Annotated in this window: 18 protein-coding genes; 14 read left to right on the top strand and 4 right to left on the bottom strand. The window is 70.1% G+C overall.

Features of this window, described 5'->3' with window-relative positions; genetic code table 11:
- Nucleotides 1–6 precede the first annotated feature (6 nt).
- The 14 genes from ACZ5VD_RS27075 to recQ all read left to right on the top strand — a co-directional run bounded on the left by ACZ5VD_RS27075 (nt 7) and on the right by recQ (nt 17,890).
- Entirely contained in the window at nt 7–561 is a 555-nt protein-coding gene (locus ACZ5VD_RS27075; protein WP_006382209.1) for a NuoB/complex I 20 kDa subunit family protein, read from the top strand.
- Nucleotides 558–1,313: an NADH-quinone oxidoreductase subunit C gene (locus ACZ5VD_RS27080; RefSeq protein ID WP_468547719.1), complete on the top strand. Its 756-nt coding sequence runs from the start codon at nt 558–560 to the stop codon at nt 1,311–1,313. The genes ACZ5VD_RS27075 and ACZ5VD_RS27080 overlap by 4 nt, the downstream gene beginning before the upstream one ends.
- Entirely contained in the window at nt 1,310–2,632 is a 1,323-nt protein-coding gene (locus ACZ5VD_RS27085) for an NADH-quinone oxidoreductase subunit D (protein WP_468547718.1), read from the top strand. Before ACZ5VD_RS27080 ends, ACZ5VD_RS27085 begins: the two co-directional genes overlap by 4 nt.
- Entirely contained in the window at nt 2,629–3,501 is an 873-nt protein-coding gene (gene nuoE, locus ACZ5VD_RS27090; protein WP_468547717.1) for an NADH-quinone oxidoreductase subunit NuoE, read from the top strand. The genes ACZ5VD_RS27085 and nuoE overlap by 4 nt, the downstream gene beginning before the upstream one ends.
- Nucleotides 3,498–4,847, top strand: coding sequence for an NADH-quinone oxidoreductase subunit NuoF (gene nuoF, locus ACZ5VD_RS27095; RefSeq protein WP_468547716.1), 1,350 nt, complete (start codon nt 3,498–3,500; stop codon nt 4,845–4,847). The genes nuoE and nuoF overlap by 4 nt, the downstream gene beginning before the upstream one ends.
- The gene (locus ACZ5VD_RS27100; protein WP_468683616.1) at nt 4,844–7,348 is read left to right on the top strand and encodes an NADH-quinone oxidoreductase subunit G; all 2,505 of its coding nucleotides are present in this window, start codon (nt 4,844–4,846) and stop codon (nt 7,346–7,348) included. The genes nuoF and ACZ5VD_RS27100 overlap by 4 nt, the downstream gene beginning before the upstream one ends.
- The gene (gene nuoH, locus ACZ5VD_RS27105; protein ID WP_468547714.1) at nt 7,345–8,709 is read left to right on the top strand and encodes an NADH-quinone oxidoreductase subunit NuoH; all 1,365 of its coding nucleotides are present in this window, start codon (nt 7,345–7,347) and stop codon (nt 8,707–8,709) included. The genes ACZ5VD_RS27100 and nuoH overlap by 4 nt, the downstream gene beginning before the upstream one ends.
- A complete protein-coding gene (nuoI, locus tag ACZ5VD_RS27110; protein WP_468547713.1) occupies nt 8,702–9,313 on the top strand; it encodes an NADH-quinone oxidoreductase subunit NuoI in 612 nt (203 codons plus the stop codon). The genes nuoH and nuoI overlap by 8 nt, the downstream gene beginning before the upstream one ends.
- A complete protein-coding gene (locus tag ACZ5VD_RS27115; protein ID WP_468683617.1) occupies nt 9,310–10,152 on the top strand; it encodes an NADH-quinone oxidoreductase subunit J in 843 nt (280 codons plus the stop codon). The genes nuoI and ACZ5VD_RS27115 overlap by 4 nt, the downstream gene beginning before the upstream one ends.
- Nucleotides 10,149–10,448, top strand: a complete 300-nt coding sequence (gene nuoK, locus ACZ5VD_RS27120; RefSeq protein ID WP_037929353.1) for an NADH-quinone oxidoreductase subunit NuoK — start codon at nt 10,149–10,151, stop codon at nt 10,446–10,448. The genes ACZ5VD_RS27115 and nuoK overlap by 4 nt, the downstream gene beginning before the upstream one ends.
- A gap of 11 nt (nt 10,449–10,459) precedes the next feature.
- Entirely contained in the window at nt 10,460–12,373 is a 1,914-nt protein-coding gene (nuoL, locus tag ACZ5VD_RS27125) for an NADH-quinone oxidoreductase subunit L (RefSeq protein ID WP_468547711.1), read from the top strand.
- A gap of 5 nt (nt 12,374–12,378) precedes the next feature.
- Nucleotides 12,379–13,974: an NADH-quinone oxidoreductase subunit M gene (locus ACZ5VD_RS27130; protein ID WP_468547710.1), complete on the top strand. Its 1,596-nt coding sequence runs from the start codon at nt 12,379–12,381 to the stop codon at nt 13,972–13,974.
- Nucleotides 13,971–15,620: an NADH-quinone oxidoreductase subunit NuoN gene (nuoN, locus tag ACZ5VD_RS27135; RefSeq protein WP_468547709.1), complete on the top strand. Its 1,650-nt coding sequence runs from the start codon at nt 13,971–13,973 to the stop codon at nt 15,618–15,620. The genes ACZ5VD_RS27130 and nuoN overlap by 4 nt, the downstream gene beginning before the upstream one ends.
- Before the next feature lie 206 nt (nt 15,621–15,826).
- Nucleotides 15,827–17,890: a DNA helicase RecQ gene (gene recQ / locus ACZ5VD_RS27140; protein ID WP_468683700.1), complete on the top strand. Its 2,064-nt coding sequence runs from the start codon at nt 15,827–15,829 to the stop codon at nt 17,888–17,890.
- Nucleotides 17,891–17,950: 60 nt separating this feature from the next.
- Here the strand turns inward: recQ and ACZ5VD_RS27145 are convergent, their stop codons facing one another.
- The 4 genes from ACZ5VD_RS27145 to ACZ5VD_RS27160 all read right to left on the bottom strand — a co-directional run bounded on the left by ACZ5VD_RS27145 (nt 17,951) and on the right by ACZ5VD_RS27160 (nt 24,081).
- Nucleotides 17,951–20,968, bottom strand: coding sequence for a fumarate reductase/succinate dehydrogenase flavoprotein subunit (locus ACZ5VD_RS27145; RefSeq protein WP_468683701.1), 3,018 nt, complete (start codon nt 20,966–20,968; stop codon nt 17,951–17,953).
- A gap of 101 nt (nt 20,969–21,069) precedes the next feature.
- Nucleotides 21,070–21,843, bottom strand: coding sequence for an ABC transporter ATP-binding protein (locus ACZ5VD_RS27150; protein WP_468547708.1), 774 nt, complete (start codon nt 21,841–21,843; stop codon nt 21,070–21,072).
- Complete coding sequence (locus ACZ5VD_RS27155; protein ID WP_468683619.1) at nt 21,827–22,738, bottom strand: ABC transporter permease; 912 nt, start codon at nt 22,736–22,738, stop codon at nt 21,827–21,829. The genes ACZ5VD_RS27150 and ACZ5VD_RS27155 overlap by 17 nt, the downstream gene beginning before the upstream one ends.
- The gene (locus ACZ5VD_RS27160) at nt 22,735–24,081 is read right to left on the bottom strand and encodes an ABC transporter substrate-binding protein (RefSeq protein ID WP_468547706.1); all 1,347 of its coding nucleotides are present in this window, start codon (nt 24,079–24,081) and stop codon (nt 22,735–22,737) included. Before ACZ5VD_RS27160 ends, ACZ5VD_RS27155 begins: the two co-directional genes overlap by 4 nt.
- Nucleotides 24,082–24,095: the final 14 nt, after the last annotated feature.

Below are 24,095 nucleotides of genomic sequence, written 5' to 3' on the forward strand. Positions count from 1 at the left end.
TTAGACATGGGACTCGAAGAAAAGCTGCCGAGCGGATTCCTGCTGACCACCGTCGAGCAGGCCGCGGGCTGGGTGCGCAAGGCGTCCGTCTTCCCTGCCACCTTCGGCCTCGCCTGCTGTGCCATCGAGATGATGACCACCGGCGCCGGCCGCTACGACCTGGCGCGCTTCGGTATGGAGGTCTTCCGCGGCTCACCGCGGCAGGCCGACCTGATGATCGTCGCCGGCCGGGTCAGCCAGAAGATGGCGCCGGTGCTGCGGCAGGTCTACGACCAGATGCCGAACCCGAAGTGGGTGATCTCCATGGGGGTCTGCGCCTCCTCGGGCGGCATGTTCAACAACTACGCGATCGTCCAGGGCGTCGACCACATCGTCCCGGTCGACATCTATCTGCCCGGCTGCCCGCCACGGCCCGAGATGCTGATCGACGCCATCCTCAAGCTTCACCAGAAGATCCAGTCCTCCAAGCTCGGCGTGAACGCCGAGGAGGCGGCCCGGGAGGCGGAGGAAGCGGCGCTCAAGGCCCTGCCGACGATCGAGATGAAGGGGCTGCTGCGGTGAGCGACGCGAACGGCACCAACGGGGCGTCGAACGGGGTGAACCCCGAAAAGGACACAGGCGCCTCCAACCTCCCCGGCCAGCGCGGCGAGGGCGGCGAGGAGATCCGCGTCCAGCGCGGCATGTTCGGCGCCGACAACGGCGGCGACACCTCCGGCTACGGCGGTCTGGTCCGCTCCGTCCGCCTCCCGGGACCCACCAGCCGCCCCTACGGCGGCTGGTACGACGAGGTCGCCGACGAGCTGGAGGGCGCACTGGAGGAACAAGGGCTCCTCCCCGCGAACGCGATCGAGAAGACGATCGTCGACCGCGACGAGCTCACCTTCCACATCGAGCGCGAGCACCTGCTGCGCGTCGCCCGCACCCTGCGGGACGATCCGGCCCTGCGCTTCGAGCTCTGCACCGGCGTCAGCGGAGTCCACTACCCGCACGACAAGGGCCGCGAGCTGCACGCCGTCTACCACCTGCGCTCGATCACCCACAACCGGCTGATCCGCCTGGAGGTCAGCGCTCCGGACACCGACCGGCACATCCCGTCGCTGGTCGCCGTGTACCCGACCAACGACTGGCACGAGCGCGAGACCTACGACTTCTTCGGCATCGTCTTCGACGGTCACCCGGCCCTGACGCGGATCATGATGCCGGACGACTGGCAGGGCCACCCGCAGCGCAAGGACTATCCCCTCGGCGGCATCCCCGTCGAGTACAAGGGCGCCCAGATCCCGGCTCCGGACCAGCGGAGGTCGTACTCGTGAGCACTTCGCACGCCTCCCCCAGGGAGACCACGGAAGGCACCGTCTACACGGTCACCGGCGGCGACTGGGACGAGGTCGTCCAGTCCGCGGCCCGGGCCGACGACGAGCGCATCGTCGTCAACATGGGTCCCCAGCACCCCTCCACCCACGGAGTGCTCCGCCTCATCCTGGAGATCGACGGCGAGACGGTCACCGAGGCCCGCTGCGGCATCGGCTACCTCCACACCGGCATCGAGAAGAACACCGAGTTCCGCACGTGGACGCAGGGCACCACGTTCGTGACGCGCATGGACTACCTGACGTCCTTCTTCAACGAGACCGCCTACTGTCTCGCCGTCGAGAAGCTCCTCGGCGTCGAGGACCAGATCCCCGACCGCGCCACCCTCGTCCGGGTGCTCCTGATGGAGCTGAACCGGCTGTCCTCGCACCTGGTGTGCATCGCCACCGGCGGCATGGAACTCGGCGCCACCACGATCATGATCTACGGATTCCGTGATCGTGAAATGATTCTCGACATCTACGAGCTCATCACGGGCCTGCGGATGAACCACGCGTACATCCGCCCCGGCGGACTCGCCCAGGACCTGCCGCCCGGCGCGGTGGACCACATCCGCGAGTTCGTGAAGAAGATGAAGAAGAACCTCCCGGAGTACGACAAGCTCGCCACCGGGAACCCCATCTTCAAGGCCCGTATGCAGGACGTCGGCTATCTCGACCTGACCGGCTGCATGGCCCTCGGTGCCACCGGCCCGATCCTGCGCTCCACCGGCCTGCCGCACGACCTGCGCAAGGCACAGCCCTACTGCGGCTACGAGACGTTCGACTTCGAGGTCCCCACCGCGGACACCTGTGACTCCTACGGCCGCTTCCTGATCCGGCTGGAGGAGATGCGCCAGTCCCTCAGGATCGTCGAGCAGTGCCTGGACCGGCTGCAGCCCGGACCGGTCATGCTCGCCGACAAGAAGATCGCCTGGCCCGCCCAACTGGCCCTGGGCCCGGACGGCCTGGGCAACTCCCTCGACCACATCAAGAAGATCATGGGCACCTCCATGGAGGCCCTGATCCACCACTTCAAACTGGTCACCGAGGGCTTCCGCGTACCGCCGGGACAGGCGTACGTGGCGGTCGAGTCGCCCAAGGGCGAACTCGGGGTGCACGCCGTCTCCGACGGAGGCACCCGCCCCTACCGGGTCCACTTCCGGGACCCGTCCTTCACCAACCTGCAGGCCATGGCGGCGATGTGCGAAGGCGGCCAGGTCGCCGACGTCATCGTCGCCGTGGCGTCCATCGACCCCGTGATGGGAGGCGTCGACCGGTGACCACCTCTTCTTCGGAGCGGGGCGTCAGCCTGGGCATGCCCGAACTGCCCGCGCCCGCCTACCCGGACGACGTTCGAGCGAGGCTGGAGACGGACGCGCGGGAGATCATCGCCCGCTACCCGGACTCCCGGTCGGCGCTCCTGCCGTTGCTGCATCTCGTGCAGTCGGAGGAGGGCCATGTCACGCGCACCGGGATGCGGTTCTGCGCGGACGTGCTGAACCTGACCACGGCCGAGGTCACCGCGGTCGCCACCTTCTACACCATGTACCGGCGCCGGCCGAGCGGCGACTACCAGGTCGGCGTCTGCACCAACACGCTGTGCGCGGTGATGGGCGGCGACGCGATCTTCGAGTCCCTCCAGGAGCACCTGGGCGTCGGCAACGGCGGGACCACCGAGGACGGCAAGGTCACCCTGGAGCACATCGAGTGCAACGCGGCCTGCGACTTCGCGCCGGTCGTGATGGTCAACTGGGAGTTCTTCGACAACCAGACCCCGGCGAGCGCCAAGGGCCTCGTCGACGACCTGCGCGCGGGACGACCGGTCGAGCCCACGCGCGGGGCGCCGCTGTGCACCTTCAAGGAGACCGCCCGCATCCTGGCCGGCTTCCCCGACGAGCGGCCCGGGGCCGTCGAGGCGAGCGGCGGAGCGGGACCCGCGTCGCTGGTGGGCCTTCGCCTGGCAAGGGGAGAGGCCGCACCCGCGCGCGTGGTCCATCCGCGCGACGGCGGACCGCACGATCAGCCGCAGGACAAGGCGGTGCACCAGCCGTCTCCGACGGAACACCTCAGTTCACACGACGCACCGCAGGACACGTCGGCCTCCGACCCGGCCCACCCGGCAGGTCCCACTGCCGAGGAGGGGGAGTGATGACCTTGGCACCCGAGATCAAAGACACCAGCCCCGAGAAGCTGCTCGCACCCGTGCTGTCGGCCTTCTGGGACGAGGACAAGTCCTGGTCGCTGGACGTCTACCGAAGGCACGAAGGGTACGAGGGACTCCGCAAGGCGCTCGCCATGTCGCCGGACGACCTGATCGCGTACGTCAAGGACTCCGGTCTGCGCGGCCGCGGTGGTGCGGGATTCCCCACGGGAATGAAATGGCAGTTCATTCCCCAGGGGGATGGAAAGCCGCACTATCTAGTTGTCAACGCCGACGAGTCGGAGCCCGGAACGTGCAAGGACATTCCGCTCCTCTTCGCGAACCCGCATAGCCTCATCGAGGGCATTGTCATCGCGTGTTATGCCATCAGGTCTTCGCATGCCTTCATCTATCTGCGTGGTGAAGTCGTCCCTGTGCTGCGGCGGTTGCACGAGGCCGTGCGCGAGGCCTACGAGGCCGGCTACCTCGGCGAGAACGTGCTGGGCAGTGGCCTCGACCTCGAACTCACCGTGCACGCGGGCGCCGGCGCGTACATCTGCGGTGAGGAGACCGCACTGCTCGACTCGCTCGAAGGCCGCCGGGGTCAACCGCGGCTCCGTCCCCCTTTCCCTGCCGTCGCGGGCCTCTACGCGTGCCCGACTGTGGTGAATAACGTCGAGTCGATCGCGTCGGTTCCCGCCATCCTGCAAAAAGGAAAAGACTGGTTCAGGTCGATGGGCAGCGAGAAGTCCCCGGGCTTCACGCTCTACTCGCTCAGCGGCCATGTCACGAACCCCGGCCAGTTCGAGGCCCCGCTCGGTATCACCCTGCGCCAGCTGCTGGAGATGAGCGGCGGGATCAGGGCCGGGCACCGGCTCAAGTTCTGGACACCCGGCGGCTCCTCGACGCCGATGTTCACCGACGAGCACCTCGACGTCCCTCTCGACTACGAAGGAGTGGGCGCCGCGGGTTCCATGCTCGGCACGAAAGCCCTCCAGTGCTTCGACGAGACGACCTGTGTCGTGCGTGCCGTGACCCGCTGGACCGAGTTCTACGCCCACGAGTCCTGCGGCAAGTGCACCCCCTGCCGCGAAGGGACGTACTGGCTCGTGCAGTTGCTCCGCGACATCGAGGCCGGCAAGGGCGCCATGTCCGACCTCGACAAGCTGAACGACATCGCCGACAGCATCAACGGCAAGTCCTTCTGCGCCCTCGGCGACGGTGCCGCCTCGCCGATCTTCTCCTCGCTCAAGTACTTCCGCGAGGAGTACGAGCAGCACATCACGGGCCGCGGCTGCCCCTTCGACCCGGCCAAGTCGACGGCCTGGGCCGACCGCACGGAGGTGAACGCATGACCGTGACCACCAACGCTCCCAGCGGTGGGGGAGACGCGGCGGTCCCGCCGGAGGATCTCGTCTCGCTGACCATCGACGGCGTCGGCATCAGCGTGCCCAAGGGCACCCTGGTCATCCGGGCCGCCGAGCAACTCGGCATCGAGATCCCCCGGTTCTGCGACCACCCCCTCCTCGACCCGGCCGGCGCCTGCCGCCAGTGCATCGTCGATGTCGAGGGCCAGCGCAAGCCCATGGCGTCCTGCACCATCACCTGCACGGACGGCATGGTGGTGAAGACCCACCTCACCTCGCCGGTCGCCGAGAAGGCCCAGCACGGTGTGATGGAACTCCTCCTCATCAACCACCCGCTGGACTGCCCGGTCTGCGACAAGGGCGGCGAGTGCCCCCTGCAGAACCAGGCCATGTCGCACGGCCAGTCCGACTCCCGCTTCGAGGGAAAGAAGCGGACCTACGAGAAGCCCGTGCCGATCTCCACACAGGTGCTGCTCGACCGTGAGCGGTGCGTGCTGTGCGCCCGCTGCACCCGCTTCTCCAACCAGGTCGCGGGCGACCCGATGATCGAGCTGATCGAGCGCGGCGCGCTCCAGCAGGTCGGCACCGGCGAGGGCGACCCGTTCGAGTCGTACTTCTCCGGCAACACCATCCAGATCTGCCCGGTCGGCGCGCTGACCTCGGCGGCCTACCGCTTCCGCTCCCGCCCGTTCGACCTGGTGTCCTCGCCCTCGGTGTGCGAGCACTGCTCAAGCGGCTGTGCCACCCGCACCGACCACCGGCGCGGCAAGGTCATGCGGCGGCTCGCGGCCGACGACCCCGAGGTCAACGAGGAGTGGATCTGCGACAAGGGGCGGTTCGGGTTCCGGTACGCGCAGCAGCGGGACCGGCTCCAGAACCCGCTGGTGCGCAACGCCGAGGGCGACCTCGTGCCGGCGTCCTGGCCGGAGGCGCTGCAGATCGCCGCGCAGGGGCTGCTCGCCTCGCGAAGCCGGACCGGTGTCCTCACCGGAGGCCGGCTCACCATCGAGGACGCCTACGCCTACAGCAAGTTCGCGCGGGTGGCGCTCGACACCAACGACATCGACTTCCGCGCGCGCGTGCACAGCGGTGAAGAGGCCGACTTCCTGGCCGCCCGGGTCGCCGGACGCGGACGGGACCTCGACGGTACGGGCGTCACGTACACCGCCCTGGAGAAGGCCCCTGCCGTCCTGCTGATCGGGTTCGAGGCCGAAGAGGAGGCGCCCGGCGTCTTCCTGCGGCTGCGCAAGGCCTGGCGCAAGCACGGGCAGAAGGTGTTCTCCCTGGCCACGCACGCCACCCGCGGACTGGAGAAGGCCGGCGGCACCCTGCTGCCCGCCGCTCCCGGCACCGAGACCGAGTGGCTGGACGCGCTCGCGAGCGGTGTCGGTCTGGAGGGTGACGGGGCGACGGCCTCGGAGGTGCTGCGCACCGAGGGCGCGGTGATCGTCGTCGGCGAGCGGGTCGCCGCCGTGGCGGGCGGGCTGACCGCCGCCGTGCGGGCCGCCTCCGCGACCGGCGCCCAACTGGTGTGGATCCCCCGCAGGTCCGGGGAGCGCGGCGCCCTTGAGGCCGGTGCGCTGCCCACGCTGCTGCCGGGCGGACGTCCCGCCACCGACCCGCGCGCGCGGGACGAGGTCGCCACGGCCTGGGGCCTGGCCGAACTCCCGCACCGTTACGGGCGCGACACCGGCCAGATCGTCGAGGCCGCAGCCGGGGGTGAACTCCAGGCGCTGGTCGTCGCGGGCGTCGAGGTCGCCGACCTGCCCGACCCGGCACGCGCGCGGGAAGCGCTGCGCGAGGTCGGCTTCCTGGTGTCGCTGGAACTGCGGCCCAGCGAGGTCACCGCACTCGCGGACGTCGTTCTTCCGGTGGCCGCGGTCGCCGAGAAGGCCGGCACCTTCCTCAACTGGGAGGGCCGGGTGCGCTTCTTCGAGACCGCCCTCAAGCCCGACCAGATGACCCGGCGCCTGGCACCCACCGACGCGCGCGTCCTGCAGATGCTGGCCGACGCCATGGACGTCCACCTGGGGCTGCCGGATCTGCGCACCGCGCGCGCGGAGCTGGACCGGCTCGGTGCCTGGGACGGACCGCGGGCCACCGAACCCGGGGAGAGCGCCGCGCAGTTGCCGCGGCCGGCCGCCGGGGAGGCCGTACTGGCCGGACACCGGCTGCTCCTCGACCAGGGCGTCCTCCAGCAGGGTGACGAGGCGCTCGCCGGGACCCGGCACGCGGCTCACGCGCGCGTGTCGCCCGCCACGGCCGCCGAGGCGGGCGTGAAGGACGGCGACCTGCTCGCGGTGACCGGCACCGCCGGAACGGTCGAACTCCCGCTCCGCACCGCCGAGATGCCCGACCGGGTGGTCTGGCTTCCGCTGAACTCCGTGGGCGGGGGCGTCGCCTCCGACACCGGGGCGCGGCCCGGCTCACTCGTCCGCATCGGTCCGGCGACGCCCGCCGCCGACGCCCCCAAGGAGGTGGAGGCATGAGCCCGTACCTCGCAGCGGAAGACCTCTCGATGTTCGGCACCGACCCCTGGTGGCTGGTCGTCGTCAAGGCCGTCTTCTGTTTCGCGTTCCTGATGGTGACCGTGCTGTTCTCCATCGTCTGGGAACGCAAGGTCGTCGCCTGGATGCAGCTGCGCGTCGGCCCCAACCGGCACGGCCCCTGGGGCATGCTCCAGTCGCTCGCCGACGGCATCAAGCTGATGCTCAAGGAAGACGTCATCGTCAAGCGCGCGGACAAGGTGGTGTACGTCCTCGCGCCGATCATCGCGGCCATCCCGGCCTTCATGGCGATCGCCGTGATCCCCTTCGGCCCGGCCGGCAACGAGGTGTCGATCTTCGGGCAGCGCACCACGATGCAGCTCACCGACCTGCCGATCGCGATGCTCTACATCCTCGCGGTCGCCTCGGTCGGCATCTACGGCATCGTCCTGGCCGGCTGGAGCTCCGGCTCCACCTACCCGCTCCTCGGCGGCCTGCGCTCCTGCGCGCAGATGATCTCGTACGAGATCGCCATGGGCGCCGCGTTCGCCTCGGTGTTCCTCTACTCCGGGTCGATGTCCACGTCGACGATCGTCGAGCAGCAGCACGACCGCTGGTACGTGCTCCTGCTGCCGGTCTCCTTCGTGATCTACATCATCACGATGATCGGTGAGACCAACCGCGCCCCCTTCGACATGCCGGAGTCCGAGGGCGACCTGGTGGGCGGCTTCAACACCGAGTACTCGTCGATCAAGTTCGCGCTGTTCATGCTCGCCGAGTACGTGAACATGGTGACGGTCTCGGCCGTGTCGGTGACGCTCTTCCTGGGCGGCTGGCGGGCCCCGTGGCCGATCAGCACCTTCTGGGAGGGCGCCAACCACGGCTGGTGGCCGCTGCTCTGGTTCGTGATCAAGGTGCAGTTGCTGCTGTTCTTCTTCATCTGGCTGCGCGGCACGCTCCCCCGCGTCCGCTACGACCAGCTGATGAAGCTCGGCTGGAAGGTCCTCATCCCGGTCTCGCTGGTCTGGCTGATGCTCGTCGCCACCGTGCGGACCCTGCGGAACGAGAACTACGACTTCGCCGACATCGCCCTCTACATCGGCGGCGGCGTCCTCGTCCTGCTGCTGCTCTCCTTCGTCGTCGACATGTTCCGCGAGAAGACGAAGGCCGCCGGACAGGCCGTCGAGGAACCGGTCGGCTTCGACCCGATGGCGGGTGGATTCCCCGTGCCGCCACTGCCGGGACAGGAACTCCCACCGGTGCCGCGGCGCCGCCCGCACCGCGAGCGGGAGTTGATTGTCAGTGGTGGGCCGGATACTGCGAGTGACGGATCTTCGGATGGAAAGGAGGCGTCCGATGGCTGAGGAGCCGAAGGAGACCGGGCAGACAAAACCCGGCTTCCAGAACCCCGTGGCCGGCTTCGGCGTGACCTTCAAGGCCATGTTCAAGAAGCGGCTGACCGAGCAGTACCCGGAGCAGCAGAAGACCACTGCCCCCCGGTTCCACGGACGGCACCAGCTCAACCGCCATCCGGACGGACTGGAGAAGTGCGTCGGCTGTGAACTGTGCGCCTGGGCCTGCCCTGCCGACGCCATCTACGTGGAGGGCGCCGACAACACGGACGAGGAGCGCTACTCGCCGGGCGAGCGGTACGGCCGCGTCTACCAGATCAACTACGCCCGCTGCATCCTGTGCGGTCTGTGCATCGAGGCGTGCCCCACCCGCGCGTTGACGATGACGAACGAGTTCGAGCTCGCCGACTCCAGCCGCGCCAACCTCATCTACACCAAGGAACAACTGCTCGCCGGCCTCGAAGAGGGCATGGTCGACAGCCCGCACTCCATCTTCCCGGGGACGGACGAGCAGGACTACTACCGGGGTCTGGTGACGGAAGCGGCGCCCGGCACGGTGCAGCAGACCGCTCTCTCCAAGGGCGAGAAGCCCAAGGACGAGGAGGTGGGGGCATGAGCGCGCAGCTCGCCGCCTACTCCACCTCCACCGGCGAGGCCTTCCAGTTCTGGATCCTCGGTACCGTCGCCGTGATCGGCGCCCTGTGCACCGTCTTCATGAAGAGGGCCGTGCACAGCGCGCTCTGTCTCGCCGGAACCATGATCATCCTGGCGGTGTTCTACCTCGCCAACGGCGCCTACTTCCTGGGCGTCGTCCAGATCGTCGTCTACACCGGCGCGATCATGATGCTGTTCCTGTTCGTGGTGATGCTCGTCGGCGTCACCGCGGCGGACTCCCTCAAGGAGACCATCAGGGGCCAGCGCTGGCTGGCCCTCGTCTGTGGGCTCGGCTTCGTCGTCCTGCTGTTCGCGGGCATCGGCAACGCCTCGATCACGGAGTTCAACGGCCTCGCGCAGGCCAACGCGGGCGGCAACGTGGAGGGCCTCGCCGCCCGCATCTTCACGAAGTACGTCTTCGCCTTCGAGATCACCGGCGCCCTGCTGATCACGGCCGCCGTCGGCGCAATGGTGCTCACCCACCGCGAGCGCACCGAGCGCGCCAAGACCCAGCGCGAGCTGGCCGAGGAGCGGGTGCGCGAGAACAAGCACCTGCCGCCGCTGCCGGCCCCCGGCGTGTACGCCCGGCACAACGCCGTGGACATCGCGGGCCTGCTGCCCGACGGCACCCCCTCCGACCTCACCGTCAGCAAGACGCTGAGGGACCGAGGCCAGGTCCGTGACGTCTCGCAGGAGGCGCTGAACGACCTGCGGGCCCTGGAGCAGCGCGCCGAGGAGCGCCTGGAGCGCACCGCGGTCGAGCCGTCGAACCGCGACCGGGCCGAGGAGGCGTCGAAGTGAACCCCGTCAACTACCTGTATCTCGCGGCCCTGTTGTTCACGATCGGCGCCACCGGCGTGCTGATCAGGCGCAACGCGATCGTCGTCTTCATGTGCGTCGAGCTGATGCTCAACGCCTGCAACCTCGCGTTCGTCGCCTTCTCCCGGATGCACGGCAATCTCGACGGCCAGGTCATCGCCTTCTTCACGATGGTCGTCGCCGCCGCGGAGGTCGTGGTCGGGCTCGCGATCATCGTGTCCCTGTTCCGTTCCCGCCACTCGGCCTCGGTCGACGACGCCAGCCTGATGAAGCTGTAAGGGGCTGAATCGTGGAGAACCTGATTGCGCTGCTGGTGGCGGCGCCTCTGCTCGGAGCCGCGGTCCTGCTGTGCGGCGGCCGGCGTCTCGACGCCGTCGGCCACTGGATCGGCACCGCGCTCGCCGCCGTGTCCTTCGTGTTCGGCGTCGTCCTCTTCGCCGACCTGCTCGGCAAGGACGCCGAGCACCGGACGCTGACTCAGCACCTGTTCAGCTGGGTCCCGGTCGAGGGCTTCCAGGCCGACGTGGCCTTCCGCGTCGACCAGCTGTCGATGACGTTCGTACTGCTCATCACCGGCGTCGGCTCACTGATCCACCTGTACTCGGTCGGGTACATGGAGCACGACGAGCGCCGCCGCCGCTTCTTCGGCTATCTGAACCTGTTCCTCGCGGCCATGCTGCTGCTCGTCCTCGCCGACAACTACCTGCTGCTGTACGTCGGCTGGGAGGGCGTCGGTCTCGCCTCCTACCTGCTGATCGGCTTCTGGCAGCACAAGCCCAGCGCCGCCACCGCCGCGAAGAAGGCCTTCCTGGTCAACCGCGTCGGCGACGTGGGCCTGTCGATCGCGATCATGCTGATGTTCACGACGTTCGGCACCTTCGCCTTCGGCCCGGTGCTCGGCACCCACGAGGAGCCGGGACTCGTCCCCGGCGCGAGCGAGGCCACGCTCACCGGTATCGCCCTGATGCTGCTGCTGGCCGCCTGCGGCAAGTCCGCCCAGGTGCCGCTGCAGTCCTGGCTCGGGGACGCGATGGAGGGCCCGACCCCGGTCTCGGCCCTCATCCACGCCGCGACCATGGTGACGGCGGGCGTCTACCTGATCGTCCGCTCCGGGGCCATCTTCAACGCCGCGCCCGACGCGCAGTTGGTGGTCACCATCGTCGGCGCCGTCACGCTGCTGTTCGGTGCGATCGTCGGTTGCGCGAAGGACGACATCAAGAAGGCGCTGGCCGGCTCGACCATGTCGCAGATCGGCTACATGGTCCTCGCGGCCGGCCTCGGCCCCATCGGCTACGTCTTCGCGATCATGCACCTGGTGACGCACGGCTTCTTCAAGGCCGGGCTGTTCCTCGGCGCCGGTTCGGTCATGCACGGCATGAACGACGAGGTCGACATGAGGAAGTACGGCGGCCTGAGGAAGCACATGCCGGTCACCTTCATCACCTTCGGCCTCGGCTACCTCGCCATCATCGGCTTCCCGGGCCTGTCCGGCTTCTTCTCCAAGGACAAGATCATCGAGGCGGCCTTCGCCAAGGGCGGCACCGAGGGCTGGATCCTCGGCGGGTGCGCCCTGCTGGGCGCGGCCATCACCGCGTACTACATGACGCGCGTGATGCTGATGACGTTCTTCGGAGAGAAGCGCTGGCAGCCGGACGCCGAAGGCCATGAACCGCACCCGCACGAGTCCCCGAAGTCCATGACGATCCCGATGATCGTGCTGGCCTTCGGATCGGTCTTCGCGGGCGGCCTGTTCAGCGTCGGCGACCGCTTCCTGCACTGGCTGGAGCCCATCACCGGGCATGACCACGGGCACGCCCCGATCAGCGCCCTGACGGTCACGCTCGCCACCATGGTGGTACTCGTCATCGGCGTCGGCGTCGCCTACGCGCAGTACGGGCGCCGTCCGGTCCCGGTCGTCGCCCCGCGCGGGTCCCTGCTCACCCGGGCCGCCCGGCGCGACCTGCTCCAGGACGACTTCAACCACGTGGTCCTGGTCCGCGGCGGCGAGCACCTCACCCGGTCCCTGGTGTACGTCGACCACACCCTGGTCGACGGCGTCGTCAACGGCACGGCGGCCTCGGTCGGCGGCCTCTCCGGACGGATGCGCAAGCTGCAGAACGGCTTCGCGCGGTCGTACGCGGTCTCGATGTTCGGCGGCGCGGCGGTCCTCGTCGCCGCGACCCTGCTGATGAGGGCGGTCTGATCCCGATGTCCCTTCCCCTGCTGACAGCCACGGCAGCGCTCCCGGCCCTCGGGGCCATCGCCACGGCCGCCGTACCGGCCGCGCGGCGCACCGCCGCCAAGTGGCTGGCGCTGCTCGTCTCGCTCGCCACGCTCGCCCTCGCGATCGTCGTCCTGGTCCGTTTCGACCCGGACGGCGACCGCTACCAACTCACCGAGTCCCACGCCTGGATCGCCGACTTCGGGGTCAGGTACGAACTGGGCGTGGACGGCATCGGGGTGGCGCTCATCGCGCTGACCGCGCTGCTGATCCCGTTCATCATCCTCGCGGGCTGGCACGACGCCGACCCGATGGAGACCGGCGCGGAATCCCTCGGCAGCTTCGCCGCGGGTCGCTGGCGGCCGACCCAGGGCTTCTTCGCCCTGATCCTGGCCGTCGAGGCGATGGTGATCATCTCCTTCGAGGCCACCGACGTCTTCCTCTTCTACATCTTCTTCGAAGCCATGCTGATCCCGATGTACTTCCTCATCGGCGGCTTCGGGGACCGTGCCCACGAGCACGGAGAGGAGGTCGCGTCGACCCAACGGTCGTACGCGGCGGTGAAGTTCCTCCTCTACAACCTGGTCGGCGGTCTGATCATGCTGGCCGCGGTGATCGGCCTCTACGTGGTGGCCGGGAACTTCTCGCTCCAGTCGATCGCCGAAGCGCGCGCCAACGGCACGCTGGACATGGCGACCAACACCGAACGCTGGCTGTTCCTCGGCTTCTTCTTCGCCTTCGCGGTGAAGGCGCCCCTGTGGCCGCTGCACACCTGGCTGCCCAACGCGATGGGGGAGGCCACCACACCGGTCGCCGTCCTCATCACCGCGGTCGTCGACAAGGTGGGCACCTTCGCGATGCTCCGCTTCTGCCTCCAGCTGTTCCCGGAGGCGTCGAAGTGGGCGACACCCGCGATCCTCGTCCTGGCGCTCATCAGCATCGTCTACGGGGCGCTGCTCGCCGTCGGCCAGCGGGACATCAAGCGGCTGGTGGCGTACGCGTCGATCTCGCACTTCGGGTTCATCATCATGGGCATCTTCGCGATGACCAGCCAGGGCCAGTCGGGCGCCACGCTCTACATGGTCAACCACGGCATCTCGACCGCCGCTCTGATGCTGGTGGCCGGGTTCCTGATCTCCCGGCGCGGCTCGCGGCTCATCGCCGACTACGGCGGGGTGCAGAAGGTCGCTCCGGTACTCGCCGGCACCTTCCTGATCGGCGGTCTGGCGACCCTCTCGCTGCCGGGGCTCGCGCCCTTCGTGAGTGAGTTCCTCGTCCTGGTCGGCACGTTCGAGCGCTACCCGGTGATCGGGATCATCGCCACCTTCGGCATCGTGCTCGCCGCGCTCTACGTCCTCGTCCTCTACCAGAAGACGATGACGGGCCCGGTGAAGCCCGAGGTCGCGACGATGCCCGACCTCAGACTGCGGGAACTGGTGGTCGTCGCCCCGCTGGTCGTCCTGCTGATCTTCCTGGGCGTCTATCCGAAGCCGGTCACGGACATCATCGACCCGGCCGTCAAGCAGACCATGTCCGACGTCCAGAAGAAGGACCCCCAGCCCGACGTGGAGGCGGCCAAGTGAGCGCAGCAGCCGTCCACAGCCTGTGGACAACCGCGGCGGAACCGATCACGAAGATCGACGCGCCGAAGATCGAGTACGCACAACTGTCGCCCACCCTGATCGTCGTCGGCGCGGCGATCGTCGGGGTGCTGATCGAGGCGTTCGTCCCCCGCAAGTCCCGTTACTACGTCCAGACGTTCGTGTCCGCCGTGGCGCTCGTCGCCGCCTTCGCCGCGGTCGTGGCGCTCGCCGCCGACGGATACGGCACGACCAAGGCGCGGATCGCGGCGATGGGCGCGATCGCCGTCGACGGGCCCGCCCTGTTCCTCCAGGGCACGATCCTGCTGGCCGCCCTGGTCGGTCTGTTCACCTTCGCCGAGCGGCGGCTCGACCCGGAGACACACGGCAACCGTGTCGACTCCTTCGTCGCGCAGGCCGCCTCCGTGCCGGGCAGCGACAGCGAAAAGGCCGCCGTGAAGGCCGGGTTCACCACCACCGAGGTGTTCCCGCTGCTGCTGTTCGCGGTGGCCGGGATGCTGGTCTTCCCCGCGGCCAACGACCTGCTGACACTCTTCGTGGCCCTGGAAGTCTTCTCGCTCCCGCTGTACCTGCTGTGCGCGCTGGCCCGCCGCAAGCGGCTCCTGTCGCAGGAGGCCGCGGTCAAGTACTTCCTGCTCGGCGCGTTCGCCTCCGCGTTCACGCTGTTCGGCATCGCCCTGCTGTACGGCTACGCGGGCTCCATGTCGTACGCGACGATCGCACAGGTCGTCGACGGCCAGGTCCAGACCGTCGACCCGGCGCTCGCGGACACCATGGGCAACGACGCGCTGCTGCTCGTCGGCGCCGCGATGATCATCATGGGCCTGCTGTTCAAGGTCGGCGCGGTGCCGTTCCACATGTGGACGCCCGACGTCTACCAGGGCGCGCCGACCCCGGTGACCGGCTTCATGGCGGCGGCGACCAAGGTGGCGGCCTTCGGCGCGCTGCTGCGGGTGCTGTACGTCATCCTGCCCGGCCTGCGCTGGGACTGGCGGCCGGTCATGTGGGGCGTCGCGATCGTCACCATGCTCGGCGGCGCGATCGTCGCGATCACGCAGACCGACATCAAGCGACTGCTCGCGTACTCGTCCATCGCCCACGCGGGATTCATCCTCGCGGGTGTCATCGCGACCACACCGGACGGGGTGTCCTCGGTCCTCTTCTACCTGGCCGCGTACTCGTTCGTGACGATCGGCGCGTTCGCGGTGGTGACCCTGGTGCGGGACGCCGGCGGCGAGGCGACACACCTGTCCAAGTGGGCGGGCCTCGGCCGGCGTTCACCGCTGGTGGCCGCCGTGTTCGCGGTGTTCCTGCTGGCCTTCGCGGGTATCCCGCTGACCTCCGGGTTCTCCGGGAAGTTCGCCGTCTTCAAGGCGGCGGCGGAGGGCGGAGCGGCCCCGCTGGTCGTGGTCGGTGTGATCTCGTCGGCCATCGCGGCCTTCTTCTACATCCGCGTCATCGTGCTGATGTTCTTCAGCGAGCCGAGGCCCGACGGCCCGACGGTGGCCGTGCCGTCACTGCTGACGTCGACGGCGATCGGGATCGGCGTGGCGGTCACGCTGGTGCTCGGTGTGGCGCCGCAGTACTTCCTGGAGCTGGCCAACCAGGCCGGAGTGTTCGTGCGCTGACCTTCGGTGTCCGCGAGGTGGGCCCCGGTTCCCCGGAGGGAGCCGGGGCCCACCTGCGTGCGGTCGGGGATCCGGGCACGACACCGCCGGGTGGCGGACCGCATGCGGAGCGTTGTCGAACCAGCCTGTGGATAACTCCGACGGTGTCAGTCCGGACCCCTATCGTTGAGGCAGTGGTCGAGGGACGACGTACGGGGGGCACGGCAATGGGCGGGACGGGCGGGATCATCGAGATGCCAGGGATCACCGAGGCGCCGGCGACGGAGAGCGAGGCACTGGCCACGCTGCACCGCGTCTTCGGGTACGAGGCCTTCCGCGGCGAGCAGGGCGAGGTCATCGAGCATGTGGTGGCCGGCGGAGACGCCGTCGTCCTCATGCCGACCGGCGGCGGCAAGTCGCTCTGCTACCAGATCCCGTCCCTGGTCAGACCCGGTACGGGCATTGTGGTCTCGCCGCTCATCGCCCTGATGCAGGACCAGGTGGACGCGCTGCGGGCGCTCGGCGTGCGCGCCGGGTTCATGAACTCCACGCAGGACTTCGACGAGCGGCGGGTGGTGGAGGCCGAGTACCTGGCCGGCGAGCTGGACCTGCTGTACCTGGCACCGGAGCGGCTGCGGCTCGACTCCACGCTGGACCTGCTCTCGCGCGGCAAGGTCGCGGTCTTCGCGATCGACGAGGCCCACTGCGTGTCCCAGTGGGGGCACGACTTCCGCCCCGACTATCTCTCCCTGTCGCTGCTCGGCGAGCGCTGGCCCGACGTCCCGAGGATCGCGCTCACCGCGACGGCCACGGACGCCACGCACAAGGAGATCACCCAGCGGCTGAACATGCCGACGGCCCGCCACTTCGTGGCGAGCTTCGACCGGCCCAACATCCAGTACCGGATCGTGCCCAAGGCCGACCCCAAGAAGCAGCTGCTGAACTTCCTGCGCGAGGAACACGCGGGCGACGCCGGCATCGTGTACTGCCTCTCGCGCCGGTCGGTGGAGGCCACCGCCGAGTTCCTGTCCCGCAACGGCGTGGAGGCCGTGCCGTACCACGCGGGCCTGGACGCGGGCACCCGCGCCGCCCACCAGTCCCGCTTCCTGCGGGAGGACGGCCTGGTCGTGGTCGCGACCATCGCCTTCGGCATGGGCATCGACAAGCCGGACGTCCGCTTCGTCGCCCACTACGACCTGCCCAAGTCGGTCGAGGGCTATTACCAGGAGACCGGCCGCGCCGGCCGCGACGGACTGCCGTCCACGGCATGGATGGCCTACGGCCTGAACGACGTCATACAGCAGCGCAAGCTGATCCAGTCGGGCGAGGGCGACGAGGCGTTCCGCCGCCGGGCCGCGTCCCACCTGGACTCGATGCTGGCGCTGTGCGAGACGGCCCAGTGCCGGCGCGGGCAGCTCCTCGCCTACTTCGGCCAGGACCCCGACCCGGCGGGCTGCGGCAACTGCGACACCTGCCTCACCCCGCCGGAGACCTGGGACGGCACGGTCGCGGCACAGAAGGCGCTGTCGACGGTGGTGCGGCTGCAGCGGGAGCGTGGGCAGAAGTTCGGCGCGGTCCAGATCGTCGACATCCTGATGGGCAAGCGCACCGCCAAGGTCATCCAGTTCGACCACGACCAGCTGTCCGTGTTCGGCATCGGCGAGGACCTCTCCGAGGGCGAATGGCGCGGCGTCGTGCGGCAGTTGCTGGCGCAGGGGCTGCTCGCGGTCGAGGGGGACTACGGCACCCTGGTGCTGACCGAGGCCAGCGGGACGGTGCTGCGTCGGGAGCGGGAGGTGCCGCTGCGGAAGGAGCCCAAGAAGGCGGCGACCTCACGGTCGGGATCGTCCGGCTCCGGACGGGGCGAGCGCAAGGCCAAGGCCGCGGTGGCCGAGCTGCCCGAGGCACTGGTGCCCGCGTTCGAGGCGTTGCGGGCCTGGCGGGCCGAGCAGGCTCGTGAGCAGGGCGTTCCCGCGTACGTCATCTTCCACGACGCGACACTGCGGGAGATCCTGACGGTCTGGCCCACCTCGGTGGCGCAGCTCGGTGGGGTCAGCGGTGTGGGTGAGAAGAAGCTGGTGACGTACGGGGAGGGCGTGGTCGGGGTACTCGCCGGTCTGGACGGCCCGCCCGGGGACGCGACGCAGGGCAGCGCCGGGTCGCCGGGCGGCACCGCGCCGAAACCGGAGCCGAAGCCAGAGCCGGAGTTGAAGCCGGAGCGGGATGCGGACCCGGGCGCGGACTACTGGCCCGAGATGGACGCGGAGCCGGAGCCGGAGGACTGGATATAGACCAGCGCTCCGGCCACCGCCCCGGCTCAGGCCCCGGTACCGGCATTGGCGTCGGTGCTGTCACAGGGCAGGGCTCGGGCTCCGTTCCAGGGCTCGTGCCGCGTACGCCCTGACATCCGCGTCGGAGTCGGTCGTCGCCGTGGCCAGGGCCGCGCGGGCCTCCTCGGTGTCCGTGTGCCGGGTCAGCGCCAGGACCGACGCCTTGCGGACATCGGCGTTGGGATCGGCGAGGGCCTTGCCGAGGGCGGGGACGGCCACGTCGGGAGCCGCGGCCGACAGTGCGCCGGCCGCGCCGGCCCGGACCTGCCACGCCGGATCGGCCAGCGCGACCGTGGCCCGTGCGGCGAGTGGCGCCGGGCAGCCGGTGGTGCCGAGCGCGCCGTAGGCAGCCGCGCGCACCAGGGCGTCGGGGTCGTCGACGAGGTCGGTGAGGGCGGCCTGGACGAGAGCGGGTGCGCCTTGCCGACCTGGTCCGACGGCGGCCGGACCGGCGGTGCCGGCCCGACCTGAGGTGTCTGCCGGGCTCGCCGAGCCTGCCGGGCCTGCCGGGCCCGTCGGACCTGCCGTAGTCGCTGGACTCGCGGTGCCGTTCGGACCTGCCGTAGTCACTGGGCTCGCGGTGCCGTTCGGACCTGCCGTAGTCACTGGGCTCGCGGTGCCGTTCGGACCTGCCGTAGTCACTGGGCTCGCGGTGCCGGTCGGGCTCAGGTGGCCCGCGGACACCGTGGCCAGGGCCTTGGCGAGGGTGACGCGGACCTCGCGGGACGGGTCGGCGGTCGCGGCGCGGGCGAGTTCCTCGGCGGCGTCGACCGATACCAGGGCACGCACGGCCTCGATGCGGACGGCGACGTCGGAGTCCGCCAAGGAGCCCGCGAACAGGGCGGCGTCCCCCAGGAGCAGGGCACGCAGCATGTCCAGAGAAGTGGCGCGGACGACCGGGTCGGGCTCGGTCAGGGCGGCGACCAGGCCGTCACGCAGGGCCGGTTCGGGAGGCAGCGTCTCGACGAGTTCGCGCAACGAGGCCGCCGCGGCGGCGCGCACCTCCGCGGCGCTGTCACGGAGCGCGCCGGCGAGGGCCGGTCCCGTTCCCGGCGGCAGCGCCTCGGTCAGGACGGCGACGGCCTCGCGGCGGACCGCGGCCACCGGGTCGGTCAAGTACGGCCGCAGGGCATCGAGTTCGGGCTGCTCCTCGGCCAGGGCGACCAGCTCCAGGAGACGGGCCGAGGACCGCTCGGAGGCAGGGCGGGAGGACAGGTCCGCGGGGACGCCGGTATCCGCGGGCCCGGTTCCTTCGGTACCGGTGGCCACCGGGGCCACCTCCCGGGCCCCGGCGGTCGCCACCTGCTCCGCGTGGACCTCGCCGATATGGCGGGAGGGACCGCCGGTCGGGGTGAACTCCTCGATCGGGACCAGATAGGGAGCCACGGGACGAGCCGTGAACTCCATCGCACCAGAGGGGGACTTGTGCAGATCGAGGTGGTGGAACCAGGACGCGTCGTCGCGCCGTGGATGGTCGGTGCGGTCGTGATAGAGGCCCCAGCGGGACTCCGTACGGGCCAGGGAGGCACGCGCGGCCATCTCCGCGCAGTCCCGGATGAAGGTGACCTCCGCGCAGCGCATCAGCTCGTGCGGGGTGGTGCCACCCATCTCGGCGATGTCGGTGCGCATCCGCTCGAAGGCCTCCAGGGCCAGGGAGAGCCGGGCACCGGACTTGGGCGGGGCCACGTAGTCGTTCACGAAGCGGCGCAGTTTGTACTCGACCTGGGTCTGCGGCGGACCGTCCGGGTTGCGCAGCGGGCGGTAGACCAGCTCATGGGCGTCGCGCAGTTGGTCGGCGGGAAGTTCGCCCTCGTAAGGGGAGTACTGGGACGCGTCCGCGCCCGCCAGGTCACCGAAGACGAACGCGCCGATCATGTAGTTGTGCGGGACGCAGGCGAGGTCGCCGGCGGCGTACAGCCGCGGGACGGTCGTCCGGGCGTGCTCGTCGACACGGACGCCGGAGGCCGAGTGGCCGCCGCACAGGCCGATCTCGGAGATGTGCATCTCGATGTCGTGGGTGCGGTAGTCGTGACCGCGGCCGGAGTGGAAGGTGCCGCGCGTGGGCCGCTCCGTCGTGTGGAGGATCGACTCCAGCGCCGAGACCGACTCCTCCGGGAGATGACTCAGCTTCAGGTACACCGGGCCCCGGTCGGAGGCGACCTCCGCCGCGAACTCCGCCATCATCTGGCCCGACCAGTAGTCGGAGTCGACGAAGCGTTCGCCGTGCCGGTTGACCTGGTAGCCGCCGAAGGGGTTGGCGACGTAGGCGCAGGCCGGGCCGTTGTAGTCCTTGATCAGCGGGTTGATCTGGAAGCACTCGATGCCGGTGAGCTCGGCGCCCGCGTGGTACGCCATCGCGTAGCCGTCGCCCGCGTTGGTCGGGTTCTCGTACGTGCCGTACAGGTAGCCGGAGGCGGGCAGGCCGAGCCGGCCGCAGGCGCCGGTGGCGAGGATGACCGCACCCGCGCGGACGGTGACGAACCGTCCCGTGCGGGTGTTGAAGCAGGCCGCTCCCACGGCCCGCCCCTCCGCGGTGAGGACCCGCACCGGCATCACCCGGTTCTCGATGCGGATCCTCTCCCGCATCTCGCGCCGCCGCAGCTGCCGGTACAGGACCTTCTTGACGTCCTTGCCCTCCGGCATCGGCAGCACGTAGGAGCCGGAGCGGTGGACCTGGCGGACCGCGTACTCGTTGTGCTCGTCCTTCTCGAACTTCACGCCGTACGACTCCAGACGCTGCACCATGGCGAAGCCGCGGGTGGCGGTCTGGCGGACGGTGGACTGGTCGACGATGCCGTCGTTGGCGCGGGTGATCTCGGCGACGTAGTCGTCGGGCTCGGCGCGGCCGGGGACGACCGCGTTGTTGACGCCGTCCATACCCATCGCGAGGGCACCGGAGTGGCGGACGTGGGCCTTCTCCAGGAGCAGCACGTTCGCGCCGTGCTCGGCCGCGGTCAGGGCCGCCATGGTGCCCGCGGTGCCGCCGCCGATGACGAGGACGTCGCAGGTCAGCTCCTCGGCGTCGGCGAGGGCGGGGATCGCGAAGAGGCCTTCCGCCGGGCGGTCCGTGGCTCCGGTGGTGGCGTCGGTCGCGGCATCGGCCGTGGGGGTGTCCGGGGTGGTGTCCACCAGGGTGCCTTTCACGTACTGAGGGAGGTGAGGACGTCGCGTCGCAGCGCCACGCGCGCCGGGTCGTCGTGCGCGGTGCGGTCGCGGGGGCGCGGTACGTCGCGTACGGCGGTGAGGCGTCCGGAGCCGAGGAGGGCCACGCGGTCGCCGAGGAACAGGGCCTCGTCCACGTCATGGGTGACGAAGACGACGGTGGCGCCCGTGCCGTGCAACACCTCCACCAGCAGGTCCTGCATGCCGGCGCGGGTCTGGGCGTCGAGGGCGCCGAAGGGTTCGTCCATGAGGACGGTGCGGGGATGCCCGGCCAAGGCGCGGGCCAGCTGCGCGCGTTGGCGCTGGCCTCCCGAGACGCGGTGCGGCAACCGCCCCGCCCGGTCGGCGAGTCCGACCCGGTCGAGCCAGGCGTCGGCCTGTTCCCTGCGCTGCCCGCGCGGCAATCCCTTGATGGCGAGCGGCAGTTCGACGTTGGCGCGCAGGGTGCGCCAGGGCAGGAGAGCGTCCTCCTGGAAGACCAGGGCGCGGTCGGCGGCGGGACCCGTCAGCGGGATCCCGTCCTGGGTGACCGTGCCGGCCAGCGGCGGCAGCAGTCCGGCGAGCGTGCGCAGCAACGTCGACTTGCCGCAGCCCGAGGGGCCGACGACGGCCAGGATCTCGCCGGGCACCACATCGAGGTCGATCTCGTCCAGCGCGACGGCGCCCGGCCGGCCGAGCGTGGCCGCACGCAGGCCGAACCCGGCCCCGGCCCGTGTCGCCTCCGCGGAGCGGGCCTCAGACGAGCTGGTCATGGGACACCACTTCCTGTGTCTGGTGACGCGGTGGCACGGGGGAGGCGCTCCGGCCCCGGGGCACACGCACGCCGGGGACGTAGGACGTGCGGGGCAGCCAGCGGGTGAGGCGGCGGCCGAGGAGTTCCACGGTGGTGGAGGTGAGCCAGCCGAGGACACCGATGGTGGCCATGCCGACGAACACGCCCGGGTAGTCGACGACCGTGTAGTCCTGCCAGGTGCGGTAGCCGACGCCGTACTGGCCGGAGATCATCTCGGCGGAGATGACGCAGATCCACGAGACGCCGATGCCGACCGAGAGACCGCCGAAGATGCCCGGCAGCGCGCCCGGCAGGACCACCGAGCCGAGGATCCGCCACCGCCCGCCGCCCATGGTGAGCACCGCCTCCTCCCACACCGGGGTCAGGGCGCGGACCGCGTGCCGGGTGGAGACCAGCACCGGGAAGAAGGCGGCGGTACAGGTGATGAAGACGATGCCCTGTTCGTTGGACGGGAAGAGGAGGATCGCGACGGGGACCAGCGCGATGGCCGGGACGGGGCGGATCACTTCCAGCACCGGGCCGAGCAGATCCTCGGCGAGCCGCGAGCGCGCCACGAGCACGCCGGTGGCCACGCCCAGGACGGCGGCCAGGAGGAAACCGGTGAGGATGCGGGTGAGGCTGTCGGTGAGGTCGGTCCAGTAGTCGGGGCCGGCGACCCGGTCGGCGAAGGTGCGGGCCACGTCGGCGACCGTGGGGAACTGCGAGAAGCGCAGCCACAGGTCGATGTTCAGGCTGGTCAGCAGCTGCCAGAGACCGAGGGCGACGCCGAGGGAGCCGACCCGCAGGACGAACCGGCCGGCCCGCCCGGGATACCGGGGCGCGACCCGGCCCGCGCCGGGTGCGGACCCGGTCATGACGCCCGGTCCAGTGCGTCGGCGTACGTGATGACGCGGGCACCGCCGTGTGCGGTGACGTAGTCCTCGGCGGTCGCCGGTGCGACGAAGGGCAGGAGCCGGTCGCCGTCGGCCACCCAGACCGCCCTGTCGGCGAACCAGAGGGTGCCGGTGGTGGTGTCGGGGACGTAGGCGGCGCGGATGTCGTCCTTGTGCCGGGCGACGTAACCGAGCAGCTCGGCAGGGGACGTGAAGGCTCGGGTCTCCGAGGCGCCCTTGGGCCAGACCTCGCTCGCGGCCGGGGCGGGGGTGGTGGTCAGGCGCTTCGCGTAGTCCGCGCCGAGGGCCTTCTTGACGTACTGGTCGTCGACGAAGGAGTCCACGTCCACGTCGCCCGTCAGTTTCGCCGACTTGAGGACGGAGACGTCCTGCTTGAGGGCGGAGACCAGTTGGGGCTTGATCGCCGGGTCGAAGGTGGCGATGCCGTGGGCGCCGTTGTAGAGGTAGACGACCTCGGCGGGCAGGCCGGTGGCCTTCGCGACCTGCTCGGCGGCGGCCACCGGGTGGGCGTTCAGATAGTCGGTGGCCTGTGCCTGGGCCTTGAGGAAGGCCTCCAGGACGGCCGGGCGCTCCTTGGCGAAGTCCTCGCGGGCGGTGACGCCGTGGAAGGTGGGGAGGTTCAGTCGGGCACCGTCGTACAGCGCCTTCGCCTTGCCCTGGAAGGCCAGCAGGCCGGGCCAGGCGACGAACTGCGAGAGCGCGTCCGTGCTGCCGGCGGAGAGGGCCGAAGCACCCACCGCGGGCTGCTGGTTGAGCTTCTCGATGCCCTTGTCCGGGTCGATGCCGGCGCGTTGCAGGGCGCGGACGAGGGTGCCGTCGGCGGCCGAGCCGATGCTCGTGGAGACCTTCTTGCCGCGGAGGTCGTCGAGCGAGGTGAGTTTCGAGTCGGGGGAGGTAACGATCGTGTTCAGGCCGCCGCGGAGGTTGTAGCCGGTGACGGAGACCAGGCGGGTGGGCTTGCCGAGCTGTTTGCCGCGGGCCGCGTTGATGAGGAGCGGGAAGTCGCCCATCGAGCCGATGTCGATCTTCCCGGCGGTCATCTGGGCGGTGATGGGGGCACCGGTGGCGTAGTCCTGCCAGTCGACCTTGTAGGTGATGCCGTCGTGGAGGGAGTTGAGCTGCTTCTCGAAGGAGCCGAGGGAGCGCAGCAGGGTGCCGGCCGTGACGGTGTTGATCGTCTTGGACTGGTAGCCGACGGTCACGGTGACCGTGGAGCCGTCGCCGGCCTCCGCGCTGCCACCGCAGGCGGTGAGGGGCAACAGGAGGGTGACGGCAGCGGCGGCGGCGACTGCGGTGCGTTTCATGGGAGTTCCTGGGC

It is taken from the genome of Streptomyces sp. NPDC032822 (assembly GCF_055578825.1).

Excerpts from the sequence above, each read along its gene's own strand:
- nuoI (WP_468547713.1), top strand. The coding sequence starts at position 8,702 with ATGGCTGAGGAGCCGAAGGAGACCGGGCAGACAAAACCCGGCTTCCAG.
- ACZ5VD_RS27075 (WP_006382209.1), top strand. The coding sequence starts at position 7 with ATGGGACTCGAAGAAAAGCTGCCGAGCGGATTCCTGCTGACCACCGTC.
- ACZ5VD_RS27115 (WP_468683617.1), top strand. The coding sequence starts at position 9,310 with ATGAGCGCGCAGCTCGCCGCCTACTCCACCTCCACCGGCGAGGCCTTC.
- ACZ5VD_RS27150 (WP_468547708.1), bottom strand. The coding sequence starts at position 21,843 with ATGACCAGCTCGTCTGAGGCCCGCTCCGCGGAGGCGACACGGGCCGGG.
- ACZ5VD_RS27100 (WP_468683616.1), top strand. The coding sequence starts at position 4,844 with ATGACCGTGACCACCAACGCTCCCAGCGGTGGGGGAGACGCGGCGGTC.
- nuoH (WP_468547714.1), top strand. The coding sequence starts at position 7,345 with ATGAGCCCGTACCTCGCAGCGGAAGACCTCTCGATGTTCGGCACCGAC.
- ACZ5VD_RS27130 (WP_468547710.1), top strand. The coding sequence starts at position 12,379 with ATGTCCCTTCCCCTGCTGACAGCCACGGCAGCGCTCCCGGCCCTCGGG.
- recQ (WP_468683700.1), top strand. The coding sequence starts at position 15,827 with ATGGGCGGGACGGGCGGGATCATCGAGATGCCAGGGATCACCGAGGCG.
- ACZ5VD_RS27160 (WP_468547706.1), bottom strand. The coding sequence starts at position 24,081 with ATGAAACGCACCGCAGTCGCCGCCGCCGCTGCCGTCACCCTCCTGTTG.
- ACZ5VD_RS27155 (WP_468683619.1), bottom strand. The coding sequence starts at position 22,738 with ATGACCGGGTCCGCACCCGGCGCGGGCCGGGTCGCGCCCCGGTATCCC.